The organism is Rhizobacter terrae (assembly GCF_003852895.1).
GTDB lineage: Bacteria > Pseudomonadota > Gammaproteobacteria > Burkholderiales > Burkholderiaceae_C > Albitalea > Albitalea terrae.
This window is the reverse complement of sequence record NZ_QUSW01000006.1, coordinates 1-21,689: the sequence shown is the minus strand read 5'-3', so window position 1 is coordinate 21,689 and position 21,689 is coordinate 1. Positions and strand designations below refer to the sequence as shown.

Sequence of the window (21,689 nt, the reverse complement as noted above, 5' to 3'; positions counted from 1 at the left end):
GGTGTGACGGAGTGGGATTTCCCGCATGAGTTCGTCGACCGGCTCGAAGACTGGTCGGCCGCAGGTCTGCGCGACGAACTGCTGCGTCGTGACACGCCGGTCGTTCTCGGCGGCGCGGCAAGGCATTGGCATGCCCTGTCCACCTGGACGCCTCGGTACCTGCGCAGCGTCGTCGGCGACGCGGTGGTGACCGCCGATGTCTCGCCGACCCGCTGCTTTCCGGCCGAGGTGACCGGCTCTCATCGACGAGCGATGCCGCTGCGCGAACTCCTCGACCAGACCTTCTTCACGGACAGTGGCGGTAACGGGCTCGCGCTGCTGCAGGCATCGATCCCGGACCATTTCCCGGTGCTGATGACCGACCTCGACCCTCTGCCTGATCTAGGCGCCCAGCGTTCAGGAGTCTCCCTGAGCCTGGGTCCGCGCGGCATGCAGACCCGGCTGCGCTACGACAGCGCACACGTCCTGCTCGCGCAACTGCAGGGGTGCCGCAAGTTCCTGCTGTTCGGGCCTGCCGACTCCGGGCGGCTGTACCGGCACGCGCTGTGGCGCGGCGGCGTTCGCTTCAGCCGCGTCGATGCGACACGGCCTGACTTCACGCGCTTCCCGCGCTTCGAGGATGCGACGGCGCTGCGCTGCACGCTGGAGCCGGGGGACTTGTTGTGGCTTCCCGCATTCTGGTGGCAGCTGCAGCTGTGCGTGCAGGCGTCGATTGCGGTGAGCCTGCATTGGCGTGCGCGCTGGACGGGCTATCTCCACTACCGGCAATTCCGATGGGAACTCGCCACCCGCGCGTGGGATGTGCTGTCGGCCTGGAGGCCGGCGCCCGAGGTCTCGGCCGACCATGGTCGGTAGCGGGCCGCCGGGCCTGCTCGCCCTCGTCGGGGCACCGTCCGAGGTGCTCCGCGGCAATCGGGCCGTGCTGACGCGCTTGCTCGCCCGCTACGAGATCGACAGGCTGCAGGCCTTGCGCAGCGCGCCGGCGCGCGAGAGCTACCTGGCCGCGCACCTTCTGGTCCGGCGCGCCGCAGCAGCGGCGACGGGTCTCGATGAACAGTCCCTCGTGCTCGGCCAGCGGTGCGACGAGTGCGGCGGTGACCACGGCCGGCCCTTCTTCCACGGCCAGCCCTCGCTGCACGTGTCGCTCACCCACTGCACGGATGCGGTCGGCGCCGTCGTCGGCGTCACGCCTTGCGCCATCGACCTCGAAGGATGGGACGCCGTGGCATTCGATCCGTCGCTGTCCGAGCGGGTGTTCTCGCGCGACGAGTGCCATGCGCTCGCGGCGCTTGACAGCAAAGCGGCGCAGCCGGGCACGCCCAGCCCCCGCCAGATGCTGGCGCTGCGCCTGTGGGTGCGCAAGGAGTGCCTCATCAAGCTCGGCCGGCTGTCGCTGGACGGCATGGCGGCGTGCGACCTCAGCGCAGCGGGCGTCGACGCGTTGCCTGCCGACCGCCTGGTGAGGTCCGCATGCGGCGATCTGCAATTCACCGAGTGGGTCGATTCGCGCACGAGGACCGTGGGCGCGATTGCATCGTTCACCAGCACCGCAGTGCACTTCCTCGGCTGAATCGCGGCGCTACGGATCTCCGTAGCCAAACGGGCGGTGCCTGCGCCTACAACACGTCGTGGAGTGCGTGAAGACGCAGCCTCGACAGCAGATTGAAAAAGGAGCAAACATGAACACCACCGACTCCTTCCAGGAGGCCCATCGGCGCGCCGTCTGGCGGCGCATTGCCGGCATCATGAAACGCGGCGGCTACTACCAGCGCGTGATGTCCGCAGGCCCGGAGCTGGACCGGGTCAAGCATTTCCTGCAGATCCTCGACGGGTCGCGGCCCGAGGAGAAGAGCGGCGGGCAGGACACCGCGATGCTGCCGGTGTTTCCGCGGCTGCCGCATGTGCCGGCCTACTCCGAGGACGACTATCCGCAGTTCAAGGAAGTGGCCGCCAAGCTGCGCGCCGCGTACCCGGCCATCCTGGCGGAAGCTCGCGGCGCGGGATACAAGCGCTACACCTTCACCGAAGGCATCGTCGGCGATGGCCGCTGGGACATGTCGGTGCTGTTCCACATGGGCGAGAAGGTGCCGTCAGCCGCCAGCGCACCGGACACGATGGCGGTCGTCGGATCGCTGCCGCTCGCGGCGTCCGGCTATTGCTGGAGCGACGTGATCTTCTCGGCGCACGAACCGAAGACGCACCTGCTGCCGCACTACAGCCGCGACAGCTTCCGCATCCGCTGCCATCTTGCTTTGCGCGTGCCGCCGGGCTGCCGCTTGCAGGTGGCCGACCTCACGCTGAAGTGGGAGGAGGGCGACGTGATCTTCTTCTCCGACTCCTTCCTGCACGAGACCTTCAACGATTCGTCGGAACAACGCGTGGTGCTGATCGTCGACCTGTGGCATCCCGAGCTGACCGAGGTCGAGCAGCAGGCGATCACCGCGGCCTTTCGCAAGAAGGAGATCCGGGACTGGTTCCTGGACATCCGCTGCCCCGAGGGCGGGCCGTTCTCGTCGCTGCGTCCCTACCTCATCGAGCAGTTTCGCGCCACCGACCAGGACCCGCTGATCCGGCAGTACTGGAACTGAGCAACACCTGCCGCCGCGCTGCATGGCGCGCGACACCACATGGCATGTGAGGACGAGATGAATTCGCGCATTGACATCGATTCAGGCACGCTGCTTTTTCCGTTGACCTCCTCGCAGCGCGAGATCTACTTCGACCAGGTCCTGTACGGCAACGCGCCCTTGTACAACGTGGGCGGCTACCTGCGCATCGAGGGGCCGGTCGACCACCAGCGCTTCGAGCAGTCGATCAACCTGCTGGTGGCCCGGCACGATTGCCTGCGCACCGTGCTGGTCGCGGGCGAGCAGTCCGACGAACTGCCGATGCAGTCGTTCGCGGCCCGCATGGCCATGCAGGTGCCGCTGCTCGATTTCTCCACGCAGGCTGATCCGCATGCCGCCGCCATGGCGTGGATGCAAGAGCGATTCGACGAACCCTTCGCGCTGTTCGGCGAACCGCTGTCGCGCCACGACCTGCTGAAGATCGGTCCCGACTGCTACTACTGGCTGTTCCAGGCCCATCACCTGATCGTCGATGGCTGGGCCATCGCGATGATCGGCCGCAGCACCGCGGCCATCTACACCGCCCTTGAGGCCGGCGAGTCGCAACCACCCGCGGCACCGTCGTACGTCGACTTCATCGAGGACGACCGCGCCTATGTGGACGGTGAACTGTTCCAGCGCCAGCGCCGGCATTGGCTCAAGAAGTACGAGACCCTGCCCGAGCCGCTGCTGCCGGCGCACTACCGTGGGCGCTTCACCGGGCCCATCGCGCCCAGCGCGACCCATTCGCTGGACCTGCCACGCTCGCTGTACGACCGGCTCATCGAATTCGCGGGGGCGAACAACTCCACCCCGTTCCAGACCATCCTGGCGGTCCTGTACGCCTACTTCGTGCGCAGCACGGGGCGCGATGAGCTGGTGATGGGGCTGCCGGTTCTGAACCGCTCCAACGCAGCCTACAAGTCGACGATGGGCCTGTTCGTGGGCGTCAGCGCCATGCGCTTTCGCTTCGGGTCCGAGCTGAGCTTTGACAAGCTGCTGCAGTCCATTGCTGCGGAGCTCAAGCAGGACTACCGGCACCAGCGCTATCCCGTCAGCGAGCTCAATCGCGAGGTCGTGCTGCAGCAGACGGGCCGGCAGCAGCTGTTCGACCTGCGCGTCTCGTATGAGCGCCACGACCATGACGTCCGCTTCGGCACCGCGCCGGGCCATGCGGTGGGCCTGCTCAACAGCTGGCAGCAGACGCCGCTGACGCTGTTCGTGCGCGAGTTCCACCAGGCGCAGGACGTGAAGCTGGACTTCGTCTACAACCAGTCCTGCTTCGAGCCGGAGGAGGTCGAGGCGATCGCGCGGCGCTTCACGCACATCCTCGGTTTCGTGCTGGATCACGCCGGCGCCTCGATCGCCTCCATCCCGCTGCTGGACGAGGTGGACCGTGCGCGCCTCGCGCAATGGAACGACACCCGCGCCGACTACCCGGCAGGTGAGACGCTGGTCGATCTGTTCGAGCAGCAGGTGCGCCAGACGCCCGATGCTGTGGCCGTGGTCTTCGGCGGCCAGCCACTGAGCTACGCCGAGCTGAACGCACGGGCGAACCGGCTCGCGCACCATCTGATCGATGCGTGCGGCGTGGCGGCCGACACTTTGGTGGGCCTGTGCGTGGAACGCTCGCCGCACATGGTGGTGGGCATGCTGGGCATCCTGAAGGCCGGCGCGGCCTACGTGCCGCTGGACCCGGCCTACCCGGCGGCCCGCCTGGGACTGATGCTGGAGGACAGCGCCGCGCCGGTGCTGCTCACGCAGTCCCACCTGCTCGCACGGCTGCCTCGCCATGCGGCGCAGGTCGTGGAGATCGATGGCCCGGCCTGCGGCGAAGGCTGCGCCGACAACCCGTCCGTTCGCATCGACGCACGGCAACTGGCCTACGTCATCTACACCTCGGGCTCGACCGGCCGGCCCAAGGGCGTGGCGATCGAGCATCGCAACACCGTGAACTTCGTGCGCTGGGCACAGGGCGAATTCACGACCGACGAACTCGCCAGGACCCTGTTCAGCACTTCGCTGAACTTCGACCTTGCCGTGTACGAATGCTTCGTTCCGTTGTCGATCGGTGCGCGCATCGAGATCGTGGCCAATGCGCTCGAACTGGCGGATGCGCCGCACGACGTGAGCCTGGTCAACACGGTGCCGTCGGCGCTGGATGCGCTGTTGCAGGCCGATGCGATCCCGCCTGGCGTGTGCACCGTGAACCTGGCCGGCGAGCCCTTGAAGCAGGCGCTGGTGGAGCGCCTGTTCGCCAACAGCGCCGTCCAGCGGGTGTGCAACCTGTACGGCCCGTCAGAGACCACCACCTACTCGACCTGGGTGTCGATGACGCGAGAAGAGGGCTTCAAGCCGCACATCGGCAAGCCGGTGGCGAACACGCAGATCCACCTGCTCGATGAACAGGGCCGGCAGGTGCCCATCGGCGCGACGGGTGAGATCTACATCGGCGGCGCCGGCGTCGCGCGCGGCTACCTGAACCGGCCGGACCTCACCGCGCAGCGCTTCGTCGCCGACCCGTTCAGCAGCGAGCCGGGTGCGCGGATGTACCGCACCGGCGACCTGGCGCGCCAGCTGCCGGACGGCAACATCGAGTTCCTCGGCCGCAATGACTTCCAGGTGAAGATCCGCGGATTCCGCATCGAACTCGGCGAGATCGAGGCCCGGCTCGTGCAGCACCCGGGGATCCGCGAGGCGGTGGTGGTGGCACGTGAAGACGTGCCCGGCGACAAGCGGCTCGTGGCCTACATCACGCCGCGGTTCGACGGCAGCGACGACACGGCCCGGCAGCTCAGCGAAGACCAGGTGTCGGAATGGTCGAACATCTGGGCCGAGACCTACGACCAGACGCCGCAGGGCGTCGAGCAGCCCGGCTTCGACAGCACCGGCTGGAACAGCAGCTACACCCGCATGCCGATTGCGGCGCAGGAGATGCGCGACTGGCTCGATGGCGAGCTCGGCCGCATCCACGCACTGGCGCCGCGCCGCGTGCTGGAGATCGGGTGCGGCAGCGGGATGATCCTGCTCAACGTGGCGCCGCACTGCGAGCGCTACGTCGGCACCGACCTGTCGGCGCGCACGATCGAGCAGCTGGCCGAGCGCGTACAGCCGTTGGGCGCACCCGTCGAGCTGGTGCATGCGCAGGCGGCGGATTTCTCCGGCGTGCCGGCCTGGGGCTACGACACCGTCATCCTCAACTCGGTGGTGCAGTACTTCCCGAGCATCGACTACCTGCAGACGGTGATCGAGCAGGCCATCGCGGCCATCGGCCCGCAGGGCAACATCTTCCTGGGCGACGTGCGGCACCACAAGCTGCTGGAGGCCTTCCATTTGTCGGTGCAACTCCACCAGGCGAGCCCCGAGCTGCCTCTGGCGGACCTGGCCGCCAGGGCGTCTCAGAAGGCGCGCAGCGAGCCCGAGCTGCTGATCGATCCGGCCTGGTTCCTGGCGCTCCAGGAGCGCTGTCCCGGCATCACGCACGTGCAGGTTCTGCCGAAGGCGGCCCAGTACCAGAACGAGATGTCGGGCTACCGCTACGACGTGGTGCTGACGGTGCGTGGAACGGCGAAGCCGGCCTCGGCACGCAAGGTGGACATCGACTGGATCGACTGCCGGGACAGCGATTGGCCTGCGGAAGTGCTGAAGGCGCGGCTGGACGACAGCCCCGCCGCCGTGGTCGGGTTGCGGGGCGTGCCCAACCCCCGCGTGCAGCAGGCCGTGACGGCACTGGCCTGCCTGGCCGATGAGGACCTGCCCGATGTGGCGGCGCTGCGCGCGCACCTCGCCGCGCAGCCCGCCGCCGGCCTGACCGCCCACGAACTCTCGGTGTTCTGCGAACAGCGGGGCTGGGCCTTGCGCCTGAGCTGGCTGCCGAACCAGGCGAACGGCCAATACCACGCGGTGATCACCAAGCAAGGCGCGCCGGTCGAATGCCAGGCGGCTGCGCTGATGGACACCGCCGCGCCGCGACACGAGAACGCGGCCTATGCCAACGATCCGCTGCGTGCCAAGCGCATGGCCGCGCTGCCGGAGGAGCTTCGCGCTCATCTGCTCGCCCGTCTGCCCGAGCACATGGTGCCTGCCACCTACGTGGCCCTGGACGCGCTGCCGCTGACGCCCAACGGCAAGCTGGACCGCAAGGCCTTGCCCGCACCCGAAGGCGCCGGCGATGGTGCGCATGGCCACGAGGCCCCGGCCGGCGAGATCGAGACCGCGGTGGCGCGCATCTGGGCCCAGGTGCTGCAGGTCGAGCGCATCGGCCGGCGCAGCCACTTCTTCGAACTCGGCGGCCACTCCCTGCTGGCCGTGCGGGTGGTGTCGCGCCTGCGCGAGGTGCTCGGGGTCGAGGTGAGCCTGGCGGACCTCTTCGACCAGCCGGTGCTGAGCGGTTTCGCGCTCCTCGTGCGGCGCGCGGCGCGCAGCGCATTGCCGCCGATCACGGTGGTCGATCGAAGCCAGCCGCTGCCCTTGTCCTTCGCGCAGCAGCGGCTGTGGTTCCTGGCGCAGATGGAAGGCGCCAGCCAGGCCTACCACATGGCCGGCGGCTTCCGCCTCAGCGGCACGCTGCGGCGCACCGAACTGCGACGGGCGCTGGAGCGCCTGGTGGCTCGCCACGAGACGCTGCGCACGCGTTTCGAGATGGTGGACGGCCAACCGGTGCAGCGCATCGCGCCGCCTGGCGCCGGCTTCACCTTGCGCAAGCACGACCTGAGCGGGCATCCCGACGCGGCTGCGGAGCTGGCGCGCCTGTGCGCAGAGGAGGCCGCCGCCCCCTTCGACCTGCAAGCCGGGCCGCTGATCCGCGGCCGGCTGGTGCGCCTGGGCGACACCGAGCATGCCTTGCTGGTCACCATGCATCACATCGTGTCGGACGGCTGGTCGATCGGCGTGATGGCGCGCGAGATGACCGCGCTGTATGCCGCGTATTCACAGGGCGAGACCGAGCCTCTGCCCGATCTGGCCATTCAATACGCCGACTACGCCGCATGGCAGCGGCGCTGGCTCGAAGGCGATCTGGTGCAAGCGCAAGTGGCGTACTGGCGCGACAGGCTGCAAGGCGCGCCGGCGCTGCTGGAGCTGCCCACCGATCGTCCTCGTCCCCTGCAGGAGGACCACGCCGGTGCAGTGGTCGACTTCGAACTGGACCCATCGTTGACCCAGGCGCTGAAGGCGCTCGGCCAGCGCCACGGGACCACTCTGTTCATGAACCTGCTGGCCGCCTGGGCGACGCTGCTTGGCCGCCTGGCGGGGCAGGAGGACGTCGTTGTCGGCACGCCGGTGGCCCACCGCACCCGTGCGGAGGTCGAGCCGCTGATCGGCTTCTTCGTCAACACCCTGGCGCTGCGCCTGGACCTGTCGGGCACGCCCACGGTGGGCGATCTGCTGCAGCAGGTGAAGGCCCGCACCCTGCAGGCCCAGCAGCACCAGGACCTGCCGTTCGAACAGCTGGTGGAGATCCTGCGGCCGGCACGCAGCCTGGCGCACAACCCGCTCTTCCAGGTGATGTTCGCCTGGCAGAACAACGACAGCGGCGAGATCCGGCTTCCGGGGCTGCAGGTCCTGCCGATGGACACGCCGCACACCAGCACGCTGTTCGACCTGAGGCTGGACATGTGGGAGCGCGACGGCCGCATCGCGGGCAGCCTGGAGTACGCCACCTCGCTGTTCGACCGCGCAACGGTAGAGCGCACGCTCGGCTACCTGCGCCGGCTGCTGGAGGCAATGGTCCAGGACGACACGCAGGCGCTGGCCCGCGTGCCGCTGATGGATGCGTCAGAGCGCCGCCGCGTGTTGCTCGACTGGAACGCGACCGAGACGGCCTGGCCCCACGATGCGTCCGATGCCTGCATCCACGAGTTGTTCGAGAAGCAGGTGCAGCGCACGCCCCAAGCGGTGGCCGTGGTCTGCGGGTCCGAGTCACTGAGCTACGCCGAGTTGAACCGGCGGGCGAACCGGCTGGCGCACTTCCTGCGCGCATGTGGTGTCGGGCCGGATGCCCGTGTCGCGCTGTGCGTCGAGCGGGGCATCGACATGGTGACGGCCGTCCTGGCCATCCTCAAGGCCGGTGGCGCCTATGTGCCGCTCGACCCGGCCTACCCGGCCGAGCGGCTGGCCTGGACGATCGAGGACAGCGCGCCTGCGCTGCTGCTCACCCATGCCGCCGTCGGCGCCGATCTGCAGGCGCGCTTGCGCCTGGAGATGGCCGCAGGCGGTGGTGCGCCGGTGCTCGACCTGGTCACCGATGCGTCGGCCTGGCAGCAGCAGCCCGACAGCAATCCCGCGCGATCAGGCCTGTCGCCGCGGCACCTCGCCTACGTCATCTACACCTCCGGATCGACCGGCCGGCCCAAGGGCGTGGCGATGCCGCATCGCCCGCTGGTGAACCTGGTGAGCTGGCAGTGCGCCAACACCCCGGCGCCGCTGCGCACGCTGCAGTTCGCGGCACTGGGCTTCGACGTGGCGTTCCAGGAAATCTTCACCACGCTGTGCGCCGGTGCCGAACTGCACCTGATCGACAGCGATCTGCGCCTGGACTTCAAGCGCCTGTTCTCGTACGTCTGCGAGCGCCGGGTCGAACGGCTGTTCCTGCCTTGCGTGGCCCTGCAGCACCTGGCCGAGGCCGCGCTGGCCTCGGGGGGCGATGGGTCGGCATTGCGCGAGGTGATCACGGCCGGCGAGCAGTTGCGCATCACGCCTGCCATCGGGGGGATGTTCACGCGGCTGGCCGCGTGCCGGCTGCACAACCACTATGGTCCGACGGAGACGCACGTCGTCACGGCCTTCGTGCTCGACGGGGAACCCGCCGGCTGGCCGGCGCTGCCGCCGATCGGGCGGCCGGTTGCCAATTCGCAGGTCTACGTGCTGGATGCCCAGCGCCAGCCGGTGCCTCGTGGAAGCGTCGGCGAGCTCTATCTGGCCGGCACCTGCGTGGCACGGGGCTACCTGAACCAGGATGGGCTCACGCAGGAGCGATTCGTCGCCGACCCGTTCTCCGCCCGGCCCGGTGCGCGCATGTACAAGACCGGCGACCGCGCGCGCCATCTGCCCGACGGCAACATCGAGTTCCTCGGCCGCAACGACTTCCAGCTCAAGATCCGTGGCTTCCGCGTCGAGCCGGGCGAGATCGAATCCCGCCTGGCCCGCTACCCGGGCATTGGCGACACCGTCGTCGTGGCCCGCGAGGACTCACCGGGCGACAGGCGCCTGGTGGCCTACTACACCGCCGACGGCCAGGCGGCCATCGGGGGCGAGCTGCTGCGCGGCCACCTGGCCGGGCAGTTGCCCGAGTACATGCTGCCGTCGGCCTATGTGCGGCTCGACGCGCTGCCGCTGTCGCCCAATGGCAAGCTCGACCGCGATGCGCTGCCTGTTCCGGGCGTGGCAGACAGCGGGGCACAAGCCTACGAAGCCCCCGTGGGGCAGATCGAAGAGACGCTCGCGCAGATCTGGGCCGAGGTGCTCAAGCAGGAGCGTGTGGGACGCCACGATCACTTCTTCGAGATCGGCGGGCACTCGCTGCTGGCGGTGACGCTGATTGAACGGATGCGGCAGGCCGGCGTGGAGGCGGACGTGCGGGCGCTGTTCGCGACGCCGACCATCGCCGAGCTGGCGGCTGCCGTCGGCACGGTGGGCGGTGGCATCGAGGTGCCGCCCAACGGCATTCCGCCCGGCGCCAGGCACATCACGCCCGAGATGCTGCCGCTGGTGCAGCTGGATGCCGCGCAGATCGACAGCATCGTGCGCGGCGTCGATGGCGGCGCGGCCAACGTGCAGGACATCTATCCGCTCGCACCGCTGCAAGAAGGCATCCTCTTCCACCACCTGATGGCCGACGAGGGGGATCCCTACCTGCTGCACGGGCTCTTCAGCTTCGACAGCCGTGAGCGGCTCGCCTCCTACGTGAATGCGCTCCAGGCGGTCATCGACCGGCACGACATCCTGCGCACGGCCGTGGTCTGGGAAGGTCTGTCCGAACCGGTGCAGGTCGTGTGGCGGCAAGCGCCGCTGTCGATCGAGGAAGTCCAGCTGGATGCGGCCCAAGGTGACATCGGGCAGCAACTCCTCGAACGCTTCAACCCGCGGACCCAGCGCATCGACGTGCGGCGCGCGCCGCTCAAGCGCATGTTCTTCGCGCAGGATGCAGCGAATTCGCGCTGGGTGATGTTGCTGCTGTTCCATCACCTGTCCCTCGACCACACCACGATGGAGGTGGTCCAGCAGGAGGTGCAGGCCCATCTGCTGGGCCAGGCGGACCAGCTGCCGCGTTCGCTGCCGTTCCGCGACTTCGTCGCGCAGGCGCGCCTCACGGTGTCGCGCGAGGAGCACGAGGCCTTCTTCCGACGCATGCTGGGCGACGTCGACGAGACCACCGCACCGTTCGGTCTCGGCAACGTGCACGGCGACGGCCGCGGCATCGCCGAGGCCTGGCGTTCGCTGGATGCAGCACTGGCCAGGCGCTTGCGGGCGCAGGCCCGGGTGCTCGGTGTGAGCGCGGCCAGCCTGTTCCACCTGGCCTGGGCGATGGTGCTGGCGCGAACCAGCGGCCGCGACGATGTCGTCTTCGGAACGCTGCTGTTCGGCCGCATGCATGCAGGGTCCGGCGCTGACCGGGTGCTGGGCCTGTTCATCAACACCTTGCCGGTTCGGCTGGGCGTGGGCGAAGGCAGCGTGGAAGCCAGGGTCCGTGGCACGCATGCCGTTCTGACCGAGCTGCTGCGCCATGAGCATGCGCCGCTGGCGCTGGCGCAGCGCTGCAGCGGCGTGGCGGCGCCGGCCCCGTTGTTCAGCGCGCTGCTGAACTACCGGCACTCCACCACGCTGCTGAACTACCACGAAGGCGCGGACGCCGCGGCCGGCAGCGGTGACTACCGCGCCAGGATCGACGCGGCGTGGGAAGGCATCGAGGTGCTGGGCGGCGAGGAGCGGACCAACTACCCGCTGACCCTGTCGGTCGACGACCTGGGCGAAGGTTTCGGGCTGACGGTGCAGGTGCAGACGCCGATCGAACCGCAGCGGGTGTGCGCGTACATGGAGCGGGCGCTGGAGCAGCTGGTGCAGGCGCTGGAGAGCGCGCCACAGCAGGCGCTGAACACGCTGGACGTGATGCCTTCGAGTGAACGCGAACAGGTGCTGGACGGGTGGAACGCGACGCAGGTGCCGTATCTATCCGGGGTATGCCTGCACGGGCTGTTCGAGGCGCAGGTGCAGCGCACGCCGCAGGCGGTGGCGCTGGTGCATGGGCAAGAGCAGCTGAGCTACGGCGAGCTCAACGAGCGCGCGAACCGGCTGGCGCACCGGCTGATCGACGAGCACGGCGTGGGCCCCGGCGTGCTGGTGGGGCTGTACGTGGAGCGCGGCACGGCGATGGTGGCGGCGATGCTGGCGGTGCTCAAGGCGGGTGGTGCGTACGTGCCGCTGGACCCGGCGTACCCGGCACAGCGGCTGGCGTGGATGCTGCAAGACAGCGCCGCCGGCGTGGTGCTGACGCAGTCGCGCCTGAGCGAGCGGCTGGCCGGACAAGCGCGGCAGCTGCTGCTGCTGGACCAGGAAGACAGCACGGTGCGCCCGGGGAGCAACCCCGCCAGCCGAGCGACGGCGCAGGACCTAGCGTACGTGATCTACACCTCGGGCTCGACGGGCCAGCCCAAGGGGGTGGCGATCGAGCACCGCAACACGGTGAACTTCGTGCAGTGGGCGAAGACGCAGTTCGCGGCGCAGGAGTTGCAGCGCACGCTGCTGAGCACGTCGCTGAACTTCGACCTGGCGGTGTACGAGTGCTTCGTGCCGCTGTCGGTGGGGGCGTGCGTGCAGGTGGTGGACAACGCGCTGGCGCTGGTGCAGCAGCCGGTGAGTGCCAGCCTGATCAACACGGTGCCCTCGGCGCTGCAGGCGCTGCTGCAGGCGCAGGCGGTGCCGCGCAGCGTGCGCACGGTGAACCTGGCGGGCGAGCCGCTGAAGCAGCCGCTGGTGGACAAGCTGTTCGAGCACAGCGATGTGCAGCGGGTGTGCAACCTGTACGGGCCGTCGGAGACGACGACGTACTCGACCTGGGTGTCGATGGCCAGGGAAGAAGGCTTCAAGCCGCACATCGGACGGCCGATCGCGAACACGAGCATCTACCTGCTGGATGCGAGGGGACAGCCGGTGCCCATCGGGGTGGTGGGGGAGATGTACATCGGCGGAGCCGGTGTGGCGCGCGGGTACCTGAACCGGGAAGCCCTGACGGCCGAGCGCTTCGTGGCCGATCCGTTCGCGAAGGAACCCGGTGCGAGGATGTACCGCACGGGCGACCTGGCGCGGTACCTGGCCGACGGGAACATCGAGTTCCTGGGGCGCAACGACCACCAGGTGAAGATCCGCGGGTTCCGCATCGAGCTCGGGGAGATCGAGGCGAGGCTGGTGCAGCACCCGGGGGTGAAAGAAGCGGTGGTGCTGGCACGCGAGGACAGTCCCGGGGACAAGCGGCTGGTGGCCTATGTCACCGCGCACGTCACGGGTGATGCAGTGGGTGCGCAGGCGCTGCGCGAGCACCTGTCGGGGCAGTTGCCGGAGTTCATGGTGCCCACGGCCTTCGTGCATCTGGAGCAACTGCCGCTGACTCCGAACGGCAAGCTCGACCGCAAGGCGCTGCCGCAGCCCGAGGACCCGCCGGGCATCGGCAGCGGCTACGAAGCGCCATTGGGCGAGGTGGAGCAGACGCTGGCGGCGATCTGGGCCGAAGTGCTGCAAGTCCAGCAGGTCGGGCGCCATGACGACTTCTTCGAGCTCGGTGGCCATTCCCTGCTGGCCGTCAGCGTCATGGAACGCATGCGCCAGGCCGGCCTCGCCGCCGACGTGCAGCGCCTGTTCATGGCCCCCACGATCGCGACCTTCTCTGCATCCGTCAACGAAGAAAGCGGGCTTGTCGACGTTCCGCCGAACCTGATTCCGGCCAAGGTCGCCAAGCCTCATTCAGAACCATCGAGTCTGCTGGACCTGCGCGTATGAAGCTCACTGAACTGGTCGATGCCCTGGCCGAACGCTCGATTCAACTGCGCAGGGACGGCGACGAGCTGGTCGTGCGCGCCGATGCCGGCAAGGTCGAGCCGCACCTCGTGCCCGGGCTGCGCGAGCACAAGAATGCCTTGCTCGGCATGCTCTCCCGGCATGGCGGCGACTGGTGGGATCCCGGTGCCCGTATCACGCCCGAGATGCTGCCGCTGGTGCAGCTCACTCAGGCGCAGATCGACGGCATCGCCGGCGCGACGCCGGGGGGCGCGGCGAACATCCAGGACATCTACCCGCTCGCGCCGCTGCAAGAGGGCATCCTCTTCCACCACCGGATGGTCCGGACCCGTGACCCGTACCTGCAGCATGCCTTGTACGGATTCCAGACCCGCGAGCGGCTGGACGAGTATGCGGCTGCGCTGCAGGCGGTGATCGACCGGCACGACATCCTGCGCACGGCGATCCACTGGGAAGGCCTGCCCGACCCGGTGCAGGTGGTGCAGCGCCGCTCGGCCCTGGTGGTCACCGAGGTGGGCATCGATGTGGACGGCGCCGACGCCGTCGAGCAATTGCGTGCGCGTTTCGACCCGCGCCACTTCCGGCTCGACATCCGCGAAGCCCCCATGCTGCGCCTGTTCGTGGCGCACGACGCCGCCAACGGGCGCTGGCTGAGCCTGATGCTCTTCCATCACCTGTGCGTTGATCACACGACGATCGAGGTGATCCAGGACGAAGTGGCCGCTTTCATGCTCGGCCAGACGGGCCAGCTGCCGACGCCCTTGCCGTTCCGCAACTTCGTGGCGCAGGCACGCCTGGGCGTGGCGATGGAGGAGCACGAAGCCTTCTTCCGCGAGATGCTGGCCGATGTGGACGAGCCCACGACGCCGTACGGGTTGGTCGACGTGCAAGGCGACGGCCGCGGCATCGCCGAGTTCCGCCGCGAGGTCGATTCACCGCTGGCTCGCCGCCTGCGCGAGCGCGCACGAGCACTGGGCGTCAGCGCGGCGAGCCTGTTCCACGTCGCGTGGGCGCAGGTGCTGGCACGGGTGTCGGGACGCGACGACGTCGTCTTCGGCACGCTGATGCTGGGCCGCATGCAAGGCGGGTCCGGCGCCGACCGGGTGCTGGGGCTCTTCATCAACACGCTGCCGGTGCGCATCCATGTGGGTGACGACAGTGCGCCTGCGAGCGTTCGGCGCACGCATGCGCTGCTCACCCGGCTGCTGCGCCACGAGCATGCGCCGCTGGCGCTGGCGCAACGCTGCAGTGCGGTGGCGGCACCGGCCCCGCTGTTCAGCGCATTGCTGAACTATCGGCACACGACCCAGCCTCAGGCGGGATCAGCGCGCAACACGCTGGGCATCGAATTCCTTGGCGGGGAAGAGCGCACGAACTACCCGTTCACGCTGTCGGTGGACGACCTGGGTGAGGGTTTCACGCTGACGGCGCAGGTGCAGGCGCCCGCGCAGCCGCAGCGGGTGTGCGAGCTGATGCACACGGCGCTGGAGCAACTGGTGCTTGCCCTCGAGAGCACATCGGACGCGGCACTGCGCAGCCTGGACGTGATGCCGGCGGCCGAGCGGCACGAACAACTGGTGAGCTGGAACGAGACGCAGGCGGACTACCCGAGCGGGGAGTGCCTGCACTGGCTGGTGGAGGCCCACGCGAGGACGCAGCCGCAGGCACCGGCGGTGGTGCACGGCGAGCGGGCGCTGGACTACGCGCAGCTCAACGCCCAGGCGAACCGCCTGGCGCATCACCTGCTGGGGCTGGGCGTGAAGCCCGGACAGCGCGTGGCGATCCTGATGGCGCGCTCGATCGAGATCGTGGTGGCCGAACTGGCGGTGCTCAAGTGCGCGGCGGTGTTCGTCACCCTGGACCAGAACGCGCCCGACGAGCGCCAGGCGTTCATCGTGCGCGACTGTGAGGCACAGGTGGTGCTGTGCGCCGCGGGGCTGGCGCTGCCGGTGATGGACGGCGTGCAGCGCTGCGACGTGGAGGATCTGCCATGGGATGCGCTGCCGTCGCACGACCCGCAGCTGCCCATGGACAGCGAGGCGCCGGCGCACGTGACCTACACCTCGGGGTCCACCGGGAACCCCAAGGGCGTGGTGGTGCCGCACCGGGCGATCGGACGCGTCTCGCTGAACAACGGCTATGCCGACTTCCGGCCGAGCGACCGCTTCGCCTACGTGTCGAACCCGGCGTGGGATGCGAACACGCTCGAAGTGTGGGTGCCGCTGCTCAACGGCATGTGCGTGGTGGTGTTCGACCAGGACGAGGTGCTGTCGCCGCAGCGTCTGCGCGAAGGGCTGATCCGGCATCGCGTGAATGCGGCCTGGCTCACGGTGGGCTTGTTCAACCAGTACGCCGACGTGCTGGCCGACGTGTTCGGCCAACTGCGCTTCCTGCTCGTGGGCGGCGATGCGCTGGACCCGCGCATCGTCGCCAAGGTGCTGCGCTCGAACCCGCCGCAGAACCTCATCAACGGCTACGGCCCCACCGAAACCACGGTGTTCGCCGCCACCCATCGCCTCACCGAAGTGCCCGAGGGTGCCCACAGCATTCCCATCGGCCGCCCCATCGCCAACACGCGCATCTACCTGCTCGACCGCCATTTGCGGCCGGTGCCGACGGGGGTGGTCGGCGAGATCTGCATCGGGGGCGCGGGCCTGGCCTGCGGCTACCTCCATCAGCCCGAGCTGACCGCCGAGCGTTTCGTGGCCGACCCGTTCCGACCCGGCGAACTCATGTACAGGAGCGGTGACCTCGGGCGCCGCCTCGCCGACGGGAACATCGACTTTGCGGGACGCAACGACTTCCAGGTGAAGGTGCGAGGCTTTCGCATCGAGCTGGGAGAGATCGAGGCGCGCCTGGGCGAGCATCCGGCCATCGGCGAGATGGCGGTGCTGGTGCGCGAGGACGAGCCGGGCCGCAAACGCATCGTCGCCTACTACACCTCGGACGATGTGGCGCTGGACGCGAAGACCCTGCGCGAGCACCTGATGCCGCGCCTGCCGGACTACATGCTGCCGGCGGCATACGTGCGACTCGCCGCGCTGCCGCTCACCATCAACGGCAAGCTCGACCGCCGGGCACTGCCGGCGCCCGACGATGCCGCCATCGCGGCGAGCGGCTATGAAGCGCCGGTGGGCGAGGTGGAGGCCACGCTCGCGCGCATCTGGGCCGAGGAGCTCAAGCTCGATCGCGTCGGTCGCAACGACAACTTCTTCGAACTGGGCGGCCACTCGCTGCTGGCGGTGCGTGTCATCGAACGCATGCGCCAGGCGGGCGTGTCGGCCGACGTGCGGGTGATGTTCTCTGCACCCACGCTGTCGGCGCTCGCGCAGAGCGTGGGCGGCGAACACGCCGCTGCGGCGGTGCCACCCAACGGCATCGTGCCCGGGTGCGACACGATCACCCCCGACATGCTGCCGCTGGTGGCGCTCGATGACGCCGAGATCGCGCGCATCGTCGACCGGGTGCCGGGCGGCGCTGCCAACGTGCAGGACATCTATCCGCTCGCACCGCTGCAGGAAGGCATCCTCTTCCACCACCTGCTGGTCAAGCAGGGTGACCCTTACCTGCTGCACGCGCTGCTGGCCTTTGACAGCCGCGAGCGCATCGAGCGGCATGTGGGCGCGCTCCAGCACGTGGTGGACCGGCACGACATCCTGCGCACCGCAGTGCACTGGGAGGGCGTGCGCGAGCCGGTGCAGGTGGTCTGGCGCAACGCGCCGCTGGCCATCGAGGAGGTGGCGCTGGACACGGCCGATGGCGACGTGGCCGGGCAGTTGCTGGCGCGCTTCGATCCGCGGCGCCACCGCATCGACATCCGCCAGGCGCCGCTGCTGCGCATCGTGGTGGCCCACGATGCAGCGAACTCGCGTTGGGTGATGCTGCAGCTGTTCCATCACCTGGCCATCGACCACACCGCGCTGGAGCAGGCGCATGCCGAGGTTCGGGCCGTGCTGCTCGGCCAGGGCGAGCAACTGCCCGAACCGCTGCCGTTCCGCAACTTCGTGGCGCAAACGCGCCTGAATGTCGACGCCGAGGAGCGCGAAGCCTTCTTCCGCAGCATGCTGCACGACGTGCAGGAGCCCACCGCGCCGTTCGGGCTGGTGGATGCGCGCGGCGATGGCGATCGCCTGGGGGAGGCTCGCCTGCGCCTGGCGCAAGGGCTGGCCGGACGCTTGCGCTCGAAGGCGCGCGCGTGGGGCGTCGGCGCGGCAAGCGTGTGCCACCTGGCCTGGGCGATGGTGCTGGCACGCCTGTCCGGCCGAGATGACGTGGTGTTCGGCACGGTGCTCTTCGGCCGCATGCAAGGCGGCGAAGGTGCCGATCGTGCGCTGGGTCTTTTCATCAACACCTTGCCCTTGCGGGTCGGGCTCGACCAGCTCTCGGTGGCCGATGGCGTGCGCCGGGTGCAGGCCCTGCTGGCCGGACTGATGCGGCATGAACATGCGTCGCTTGCCATGGCGCAGCGGTGCAGCGGCGTCAAGGCGCCGTTGCCGCTGTTCAGCAGCTTGCTGAACTATCGCCATACGACGTCGGTGAACGACGAAGCCGCGAACGAGGCGTGGGAAGGGATGGAATACCTCTCGTCGGCGGAGCGCACCAACTACCCGCTGGCCCTGTCGGTCGACGACCTGGGCGAGGGCTTCGAGTTGGTCGCACAGGCCGTCGCGCCCGTCGATGCGGCGCGCGTCTGCGCCTACATGAACGAGGCGCTGGCAGGCCTGGTGACGGCGATGGAGTCGGCGCCGGACATGCCGCTTCAGGCGATCGACCTTCTGCCGAGTGCCGAACGCGAGCGAATGCTGGTGACGTGGAACGCGACGCAGTCGGTGATCGAGACGGGCCGGTGCGTGCACGAGCTGATCGAGGCGCAGGCGTGGCAGCGCGGTGCGAGCGTGGCGGTGAGCTGCGAAGGCCAGGCGCTGAGCTATGCGGAACTGGATGCCCAGGCGAACCAGCTGGCGCATCACCTCAGGCGGCTGGGGGTGGGCGCGGAGCAGCGGGTGGCGGTGTGCATGCAGCGCAGCGTGCAGATGGTGGTGGCGCTGCTGGCGGTGTGGAAGGCCGGCGGGGCGTACGTGCCGCTGGACCCGGCGTACCCGCAGGCGCGGCTGGCACACATGATGGGCGACAGCGCGCCGCGTGCGCTGCTGACCGACCGGGCGGTGCGCGAGCGCCTGCCGGCGCTGGACGTGCCGGTGATCGAGCTGGACGCAGTTCAACGCGCCTGGGAGCGCGAGAGCCGGGATCCTGTGGACTCGGGCGTGACGCCATCGAACCTGGCCTACGTGATCTACACCTCGGGGTCCACCGGTCAGCCCAAGGGGGTGATGGTGGAGCACCGGCACCTGGCCAACCTGATTGGCTGGCACTGCCAGGCGTTCGAGCTGAAGGTGGGGGACCGGGCGTCCAGCGTGGCGGGGTTCGGCTTCGATGCGGTGGTCTGGGAGATGTGGCCGGCGCTGAGCGTGGGGGCGCAGCTGTGCATGCCCGGGCCGCAGTGCGGTCAGGACCCGCAGGCGCTGCTGGCGTGGTGGGAGCAAGAGGCGCTGGACGTGAGCTTCCTGCCCACGCCGATCGCCGAGCACGCGTTCGCCACGGGGCACGGGCACCGCACGCTCAGGCGGCTGCTGATCGGCGGGGACCGGCTGCGGCAGATGCCCGCCCGGGCGCTGGGCTTCGAGCTGGTGAACAACTACGGCCCCACCGAAGCGACGGTGGTGGCGACCTCCGGGGTGCTGCAGCCCGGGGTGCCGGTGCTGCACATCGGACGGCCGATCGCCAACACGGCGATCTACCTGCTCGACGAGCACAGGAGGCCGGTGCCGCAGGGGGTGGCCGGCGAGCTCTACATCGGCGGGGCGCAGGTGGCGCGCGGCTACCTGAACCAGCCGCAGCTCACGAGCGAGCGCTTCGTGAGCGACCCGTTCGCAGGGGCTGGAGCGCGCATGTACCGCACGGGGGACCTGGCGCGCTACCTGGAGGACGGGAGCATCGAGTTCCTGGGGCGCAACGACGCGCAGGTGAAGGTGCGCGGGGTGCGCATCGAGCTGGGGGAGATCGAGGCGGCGCTGCTGGCGCACGAGGCGGTGAGCCAGGCGGTGGTGGTCGCGCGCGAGGATGCGGGCGAGACGCGGCTGGTGGCGTACTGCACGGCGCCCGAGGGCGTGGTGCTGGAGGCTGCGCAACTCAAGCAGTGGCTGCAGCGCACGCTGGCGCAGCACATGCTGCCGCAGGCGGTGGTGCAGTTGGCGGCGCTGCCGCTGACGGCCAACGGGAAGATCGACCGGCAGGCGCTGCCCGCGCCGCAGGACGGGGCAGACCCGTCGCGGGCGTACGAGGCGCCGGTGGGCGACACCGAGGCCCGGCTGGCGCAGATCTGGGCCGAGGTGCTGCGCGTCGAACGCGTGGGCCGGCACGACAACTTCTTCGAGCTCGGCGGCCATTCGCTGTCGGCGGTGAGCATGTCGTCTCGCGCGGCGCAATCCTTCGGCGTGCAGATCGACCTGGCCAATCTGTTTGCTCACCCGGTGCTCAGTGACCTGGCCGCGCACCTGCAATCGGCGGGGCGCAGCGAATTGCCGCCGCTCACGCGCTGCCGGCGCGACGCACCGATCCCGGCCTCCTTCGCTCAACAGCGGCTGTGGTACCTCGCGACCATGGAAGGCGCGAGTCACGCATACCACGTACCGCTCGCGCTGCGTTTGAAGGGTGTGCTGGACCGCGCTGTGCTGCGCCGTGCCTTCGACCGCATCGTCGCCAGGCACGAGGCGCTGCGCACGACCTTCGACATGGTCGATGGGCGGCTCATGCAGCGCATCGCGCCGCAAGACATGGCCCACGTGGCGCTTCGCGAGAGCCGGCTGGACCGGCACGCGGATGCCGAGGCGGAGCTCAGCCGCCTGTCCATGGAAGAGGCGAGCGCACCGTTCGACCTCGAGACCGGCCCGCTGATGCGCGCGCGACTGGTGGTGCTCGGCAACGAGGAGCACGTGCTGCTGCTCACCTTGCACCACATCGTGTCCGACGGCTGGTCTATCGGCGTGCTGGTCGACGAACTGGGCGCCCTGTACGCCGCATATGCCCAAGGCCGTGAGGATCCGCTGCCGCCCCTGGCCATCCAGTACGCCGACCATGCGGCCTGGCAGCGCGGCTGGCTGGCCGGACCGGCGGGCGAAGAGCGCGCCGCCTACTGGCGCGAGGCCCTGGCCGGCGCGCCTGTCCTGCTGACGCTGCCCACCGATCGTCCGCGTCCGGCGCGGCAAGACCATGCGGGCGCCTCGGTGCCGGTGGTGCTCGATGCAACGCTGAGCGCCGAATTGCGGGCCTTCAGCCAGCGCCACGGCGTGAGCCTGTTCATGACCCTGCTGGCAGCCTGGGCCATCGTGATGGGCCGCTGTGCCGGGCAGCAGGACGTGGTCATCGGGACGCCGTCGGCCAACCGCCGCGGGCAGGACATCGAGAAGCTGATCGGCTTCTTCGTCAACACGCTGGCGGTCCGGCTCGACCTCGGCGGCCACCCGAGCGTGGCGCAGTTCCTCGCCCATGTGAAGACGCAGGCGCTGGACTCGCAGGCCTGCGAAGACCTGCCGTTCGAGCAGGTGGTCGAACTCGTCAACCCGGCCAGAAGCACGTCGCACACGCCGCTCTTCCAGGTGACTTTCACCTGGCAAGGCGGGCAGCCCGTCACGCTGGACCTGCCCGGCTTGACGCTGGAGCCCGTGGCCCACGGCCATGAAGCGGCGAAGTACGACCTGTCGCTGCTGCTGGCCGAATCGGGCGAGCAGATCACCGGCGGCCTGGTGTATGCGAGCGCGCTGTTCGAGCGCGAGACGGTCGAGCGCTTCGTGGGCTACCTGCATCATGCGCTTCGAGCCATGCTCGACGACGAGGCTGAGACGCTCGACGAACTCGAGCTGCTGAGTGAGCGCGAACGCGAACGCCAGCTGGTGCAATGGAACGCGACGGAGACGGAGTACCCGAGGCACGCCGGGGTGCACGAGCTGTTCGAAGCGCAGGCGCATCACAGCCCGAAGACGGTGGCGGTGGTGGACCTGCAAGGCGAGGTGAGCTACG

At 69.3% G+C, this 21,689-nt stretch carries 4 protein-coding genes and 2 pseudogenes; all 6 read left to right on the top strand.

All coding sequences use genetic code 11. The features are described from left to right. Positions 1–3: 3 nt before the first annotated feature. Positions 4–855 carry a cupin-like domain-containing protein gene (locus tag DZC73_RS20225; RefSeq protein ID WP_124542191.1) on the top strand — a complete coding sequence of 284 codons (852 nt, stop codon included), beginning with the start codon at positions 4–6 and terminating at the stop codon, positions 853–855. Positions 856–919: 64 nt separating this feature from the next. Then, positions 920–1,570, top strand: a complete 651-nt coding sequence (locus DZC73_RS20220) for a 4'-phosphopantetheinyl transferase family protein (protein WP_124542190.1) — start codon at positions 920–922, stop codon at positions 1,568–1,570. A 109-nt stretch (positions 1,571–1,679) separates the two neighbouring features. Further along, positions 1,680–2,588 (top strand): aspartyl/asparaginyl beta-hydroxylase domain-containing protein, encoded by a 909-nt coding sequence (locus DZC73_RS20215; protein WP_124542189.1) that lies wholly within the window; start codon positions 1,680–1,682, stop codon positions 2,586–2,588. Between the two features lie 39 nt (positions 2,589–2,627). Beyond that, positions 2,628–4,001 (top strand): annotated as a pseudogene (locus DZC73_RS30705) (condensation domain-containing protein); the annotation flags it as partial. A 33-nt stretch (positions 4,002–4,034) separates the two neighbouring features. Next, a pseudogene (locus DZC73_RS20210) lies at positions 4,035–13,475 on the top strand (amino acid adenylation domain-containing protein); the annotation flags it as partial. A 116-nt stretch (positions 13,476–13,591) separates the two neighbouring features. Continuing rightward, positions 13,592–21,689 (top strand): non-ribosomal peptide synthetase (locus DZC73_RS20205; protein WP_124542187.1); only part of this gene is annotated, 8,098 nt, incomplete at its 3' end.

Coding starts and splice junctions, on each gene's coding strand:
- DZC73_RS20215 (WP_124542189.1), top strand. CDS start 1,680: ATGAACACCACCGACTCCTTCCAGGAGGCCCATCGGCGCGCCGTCTGG.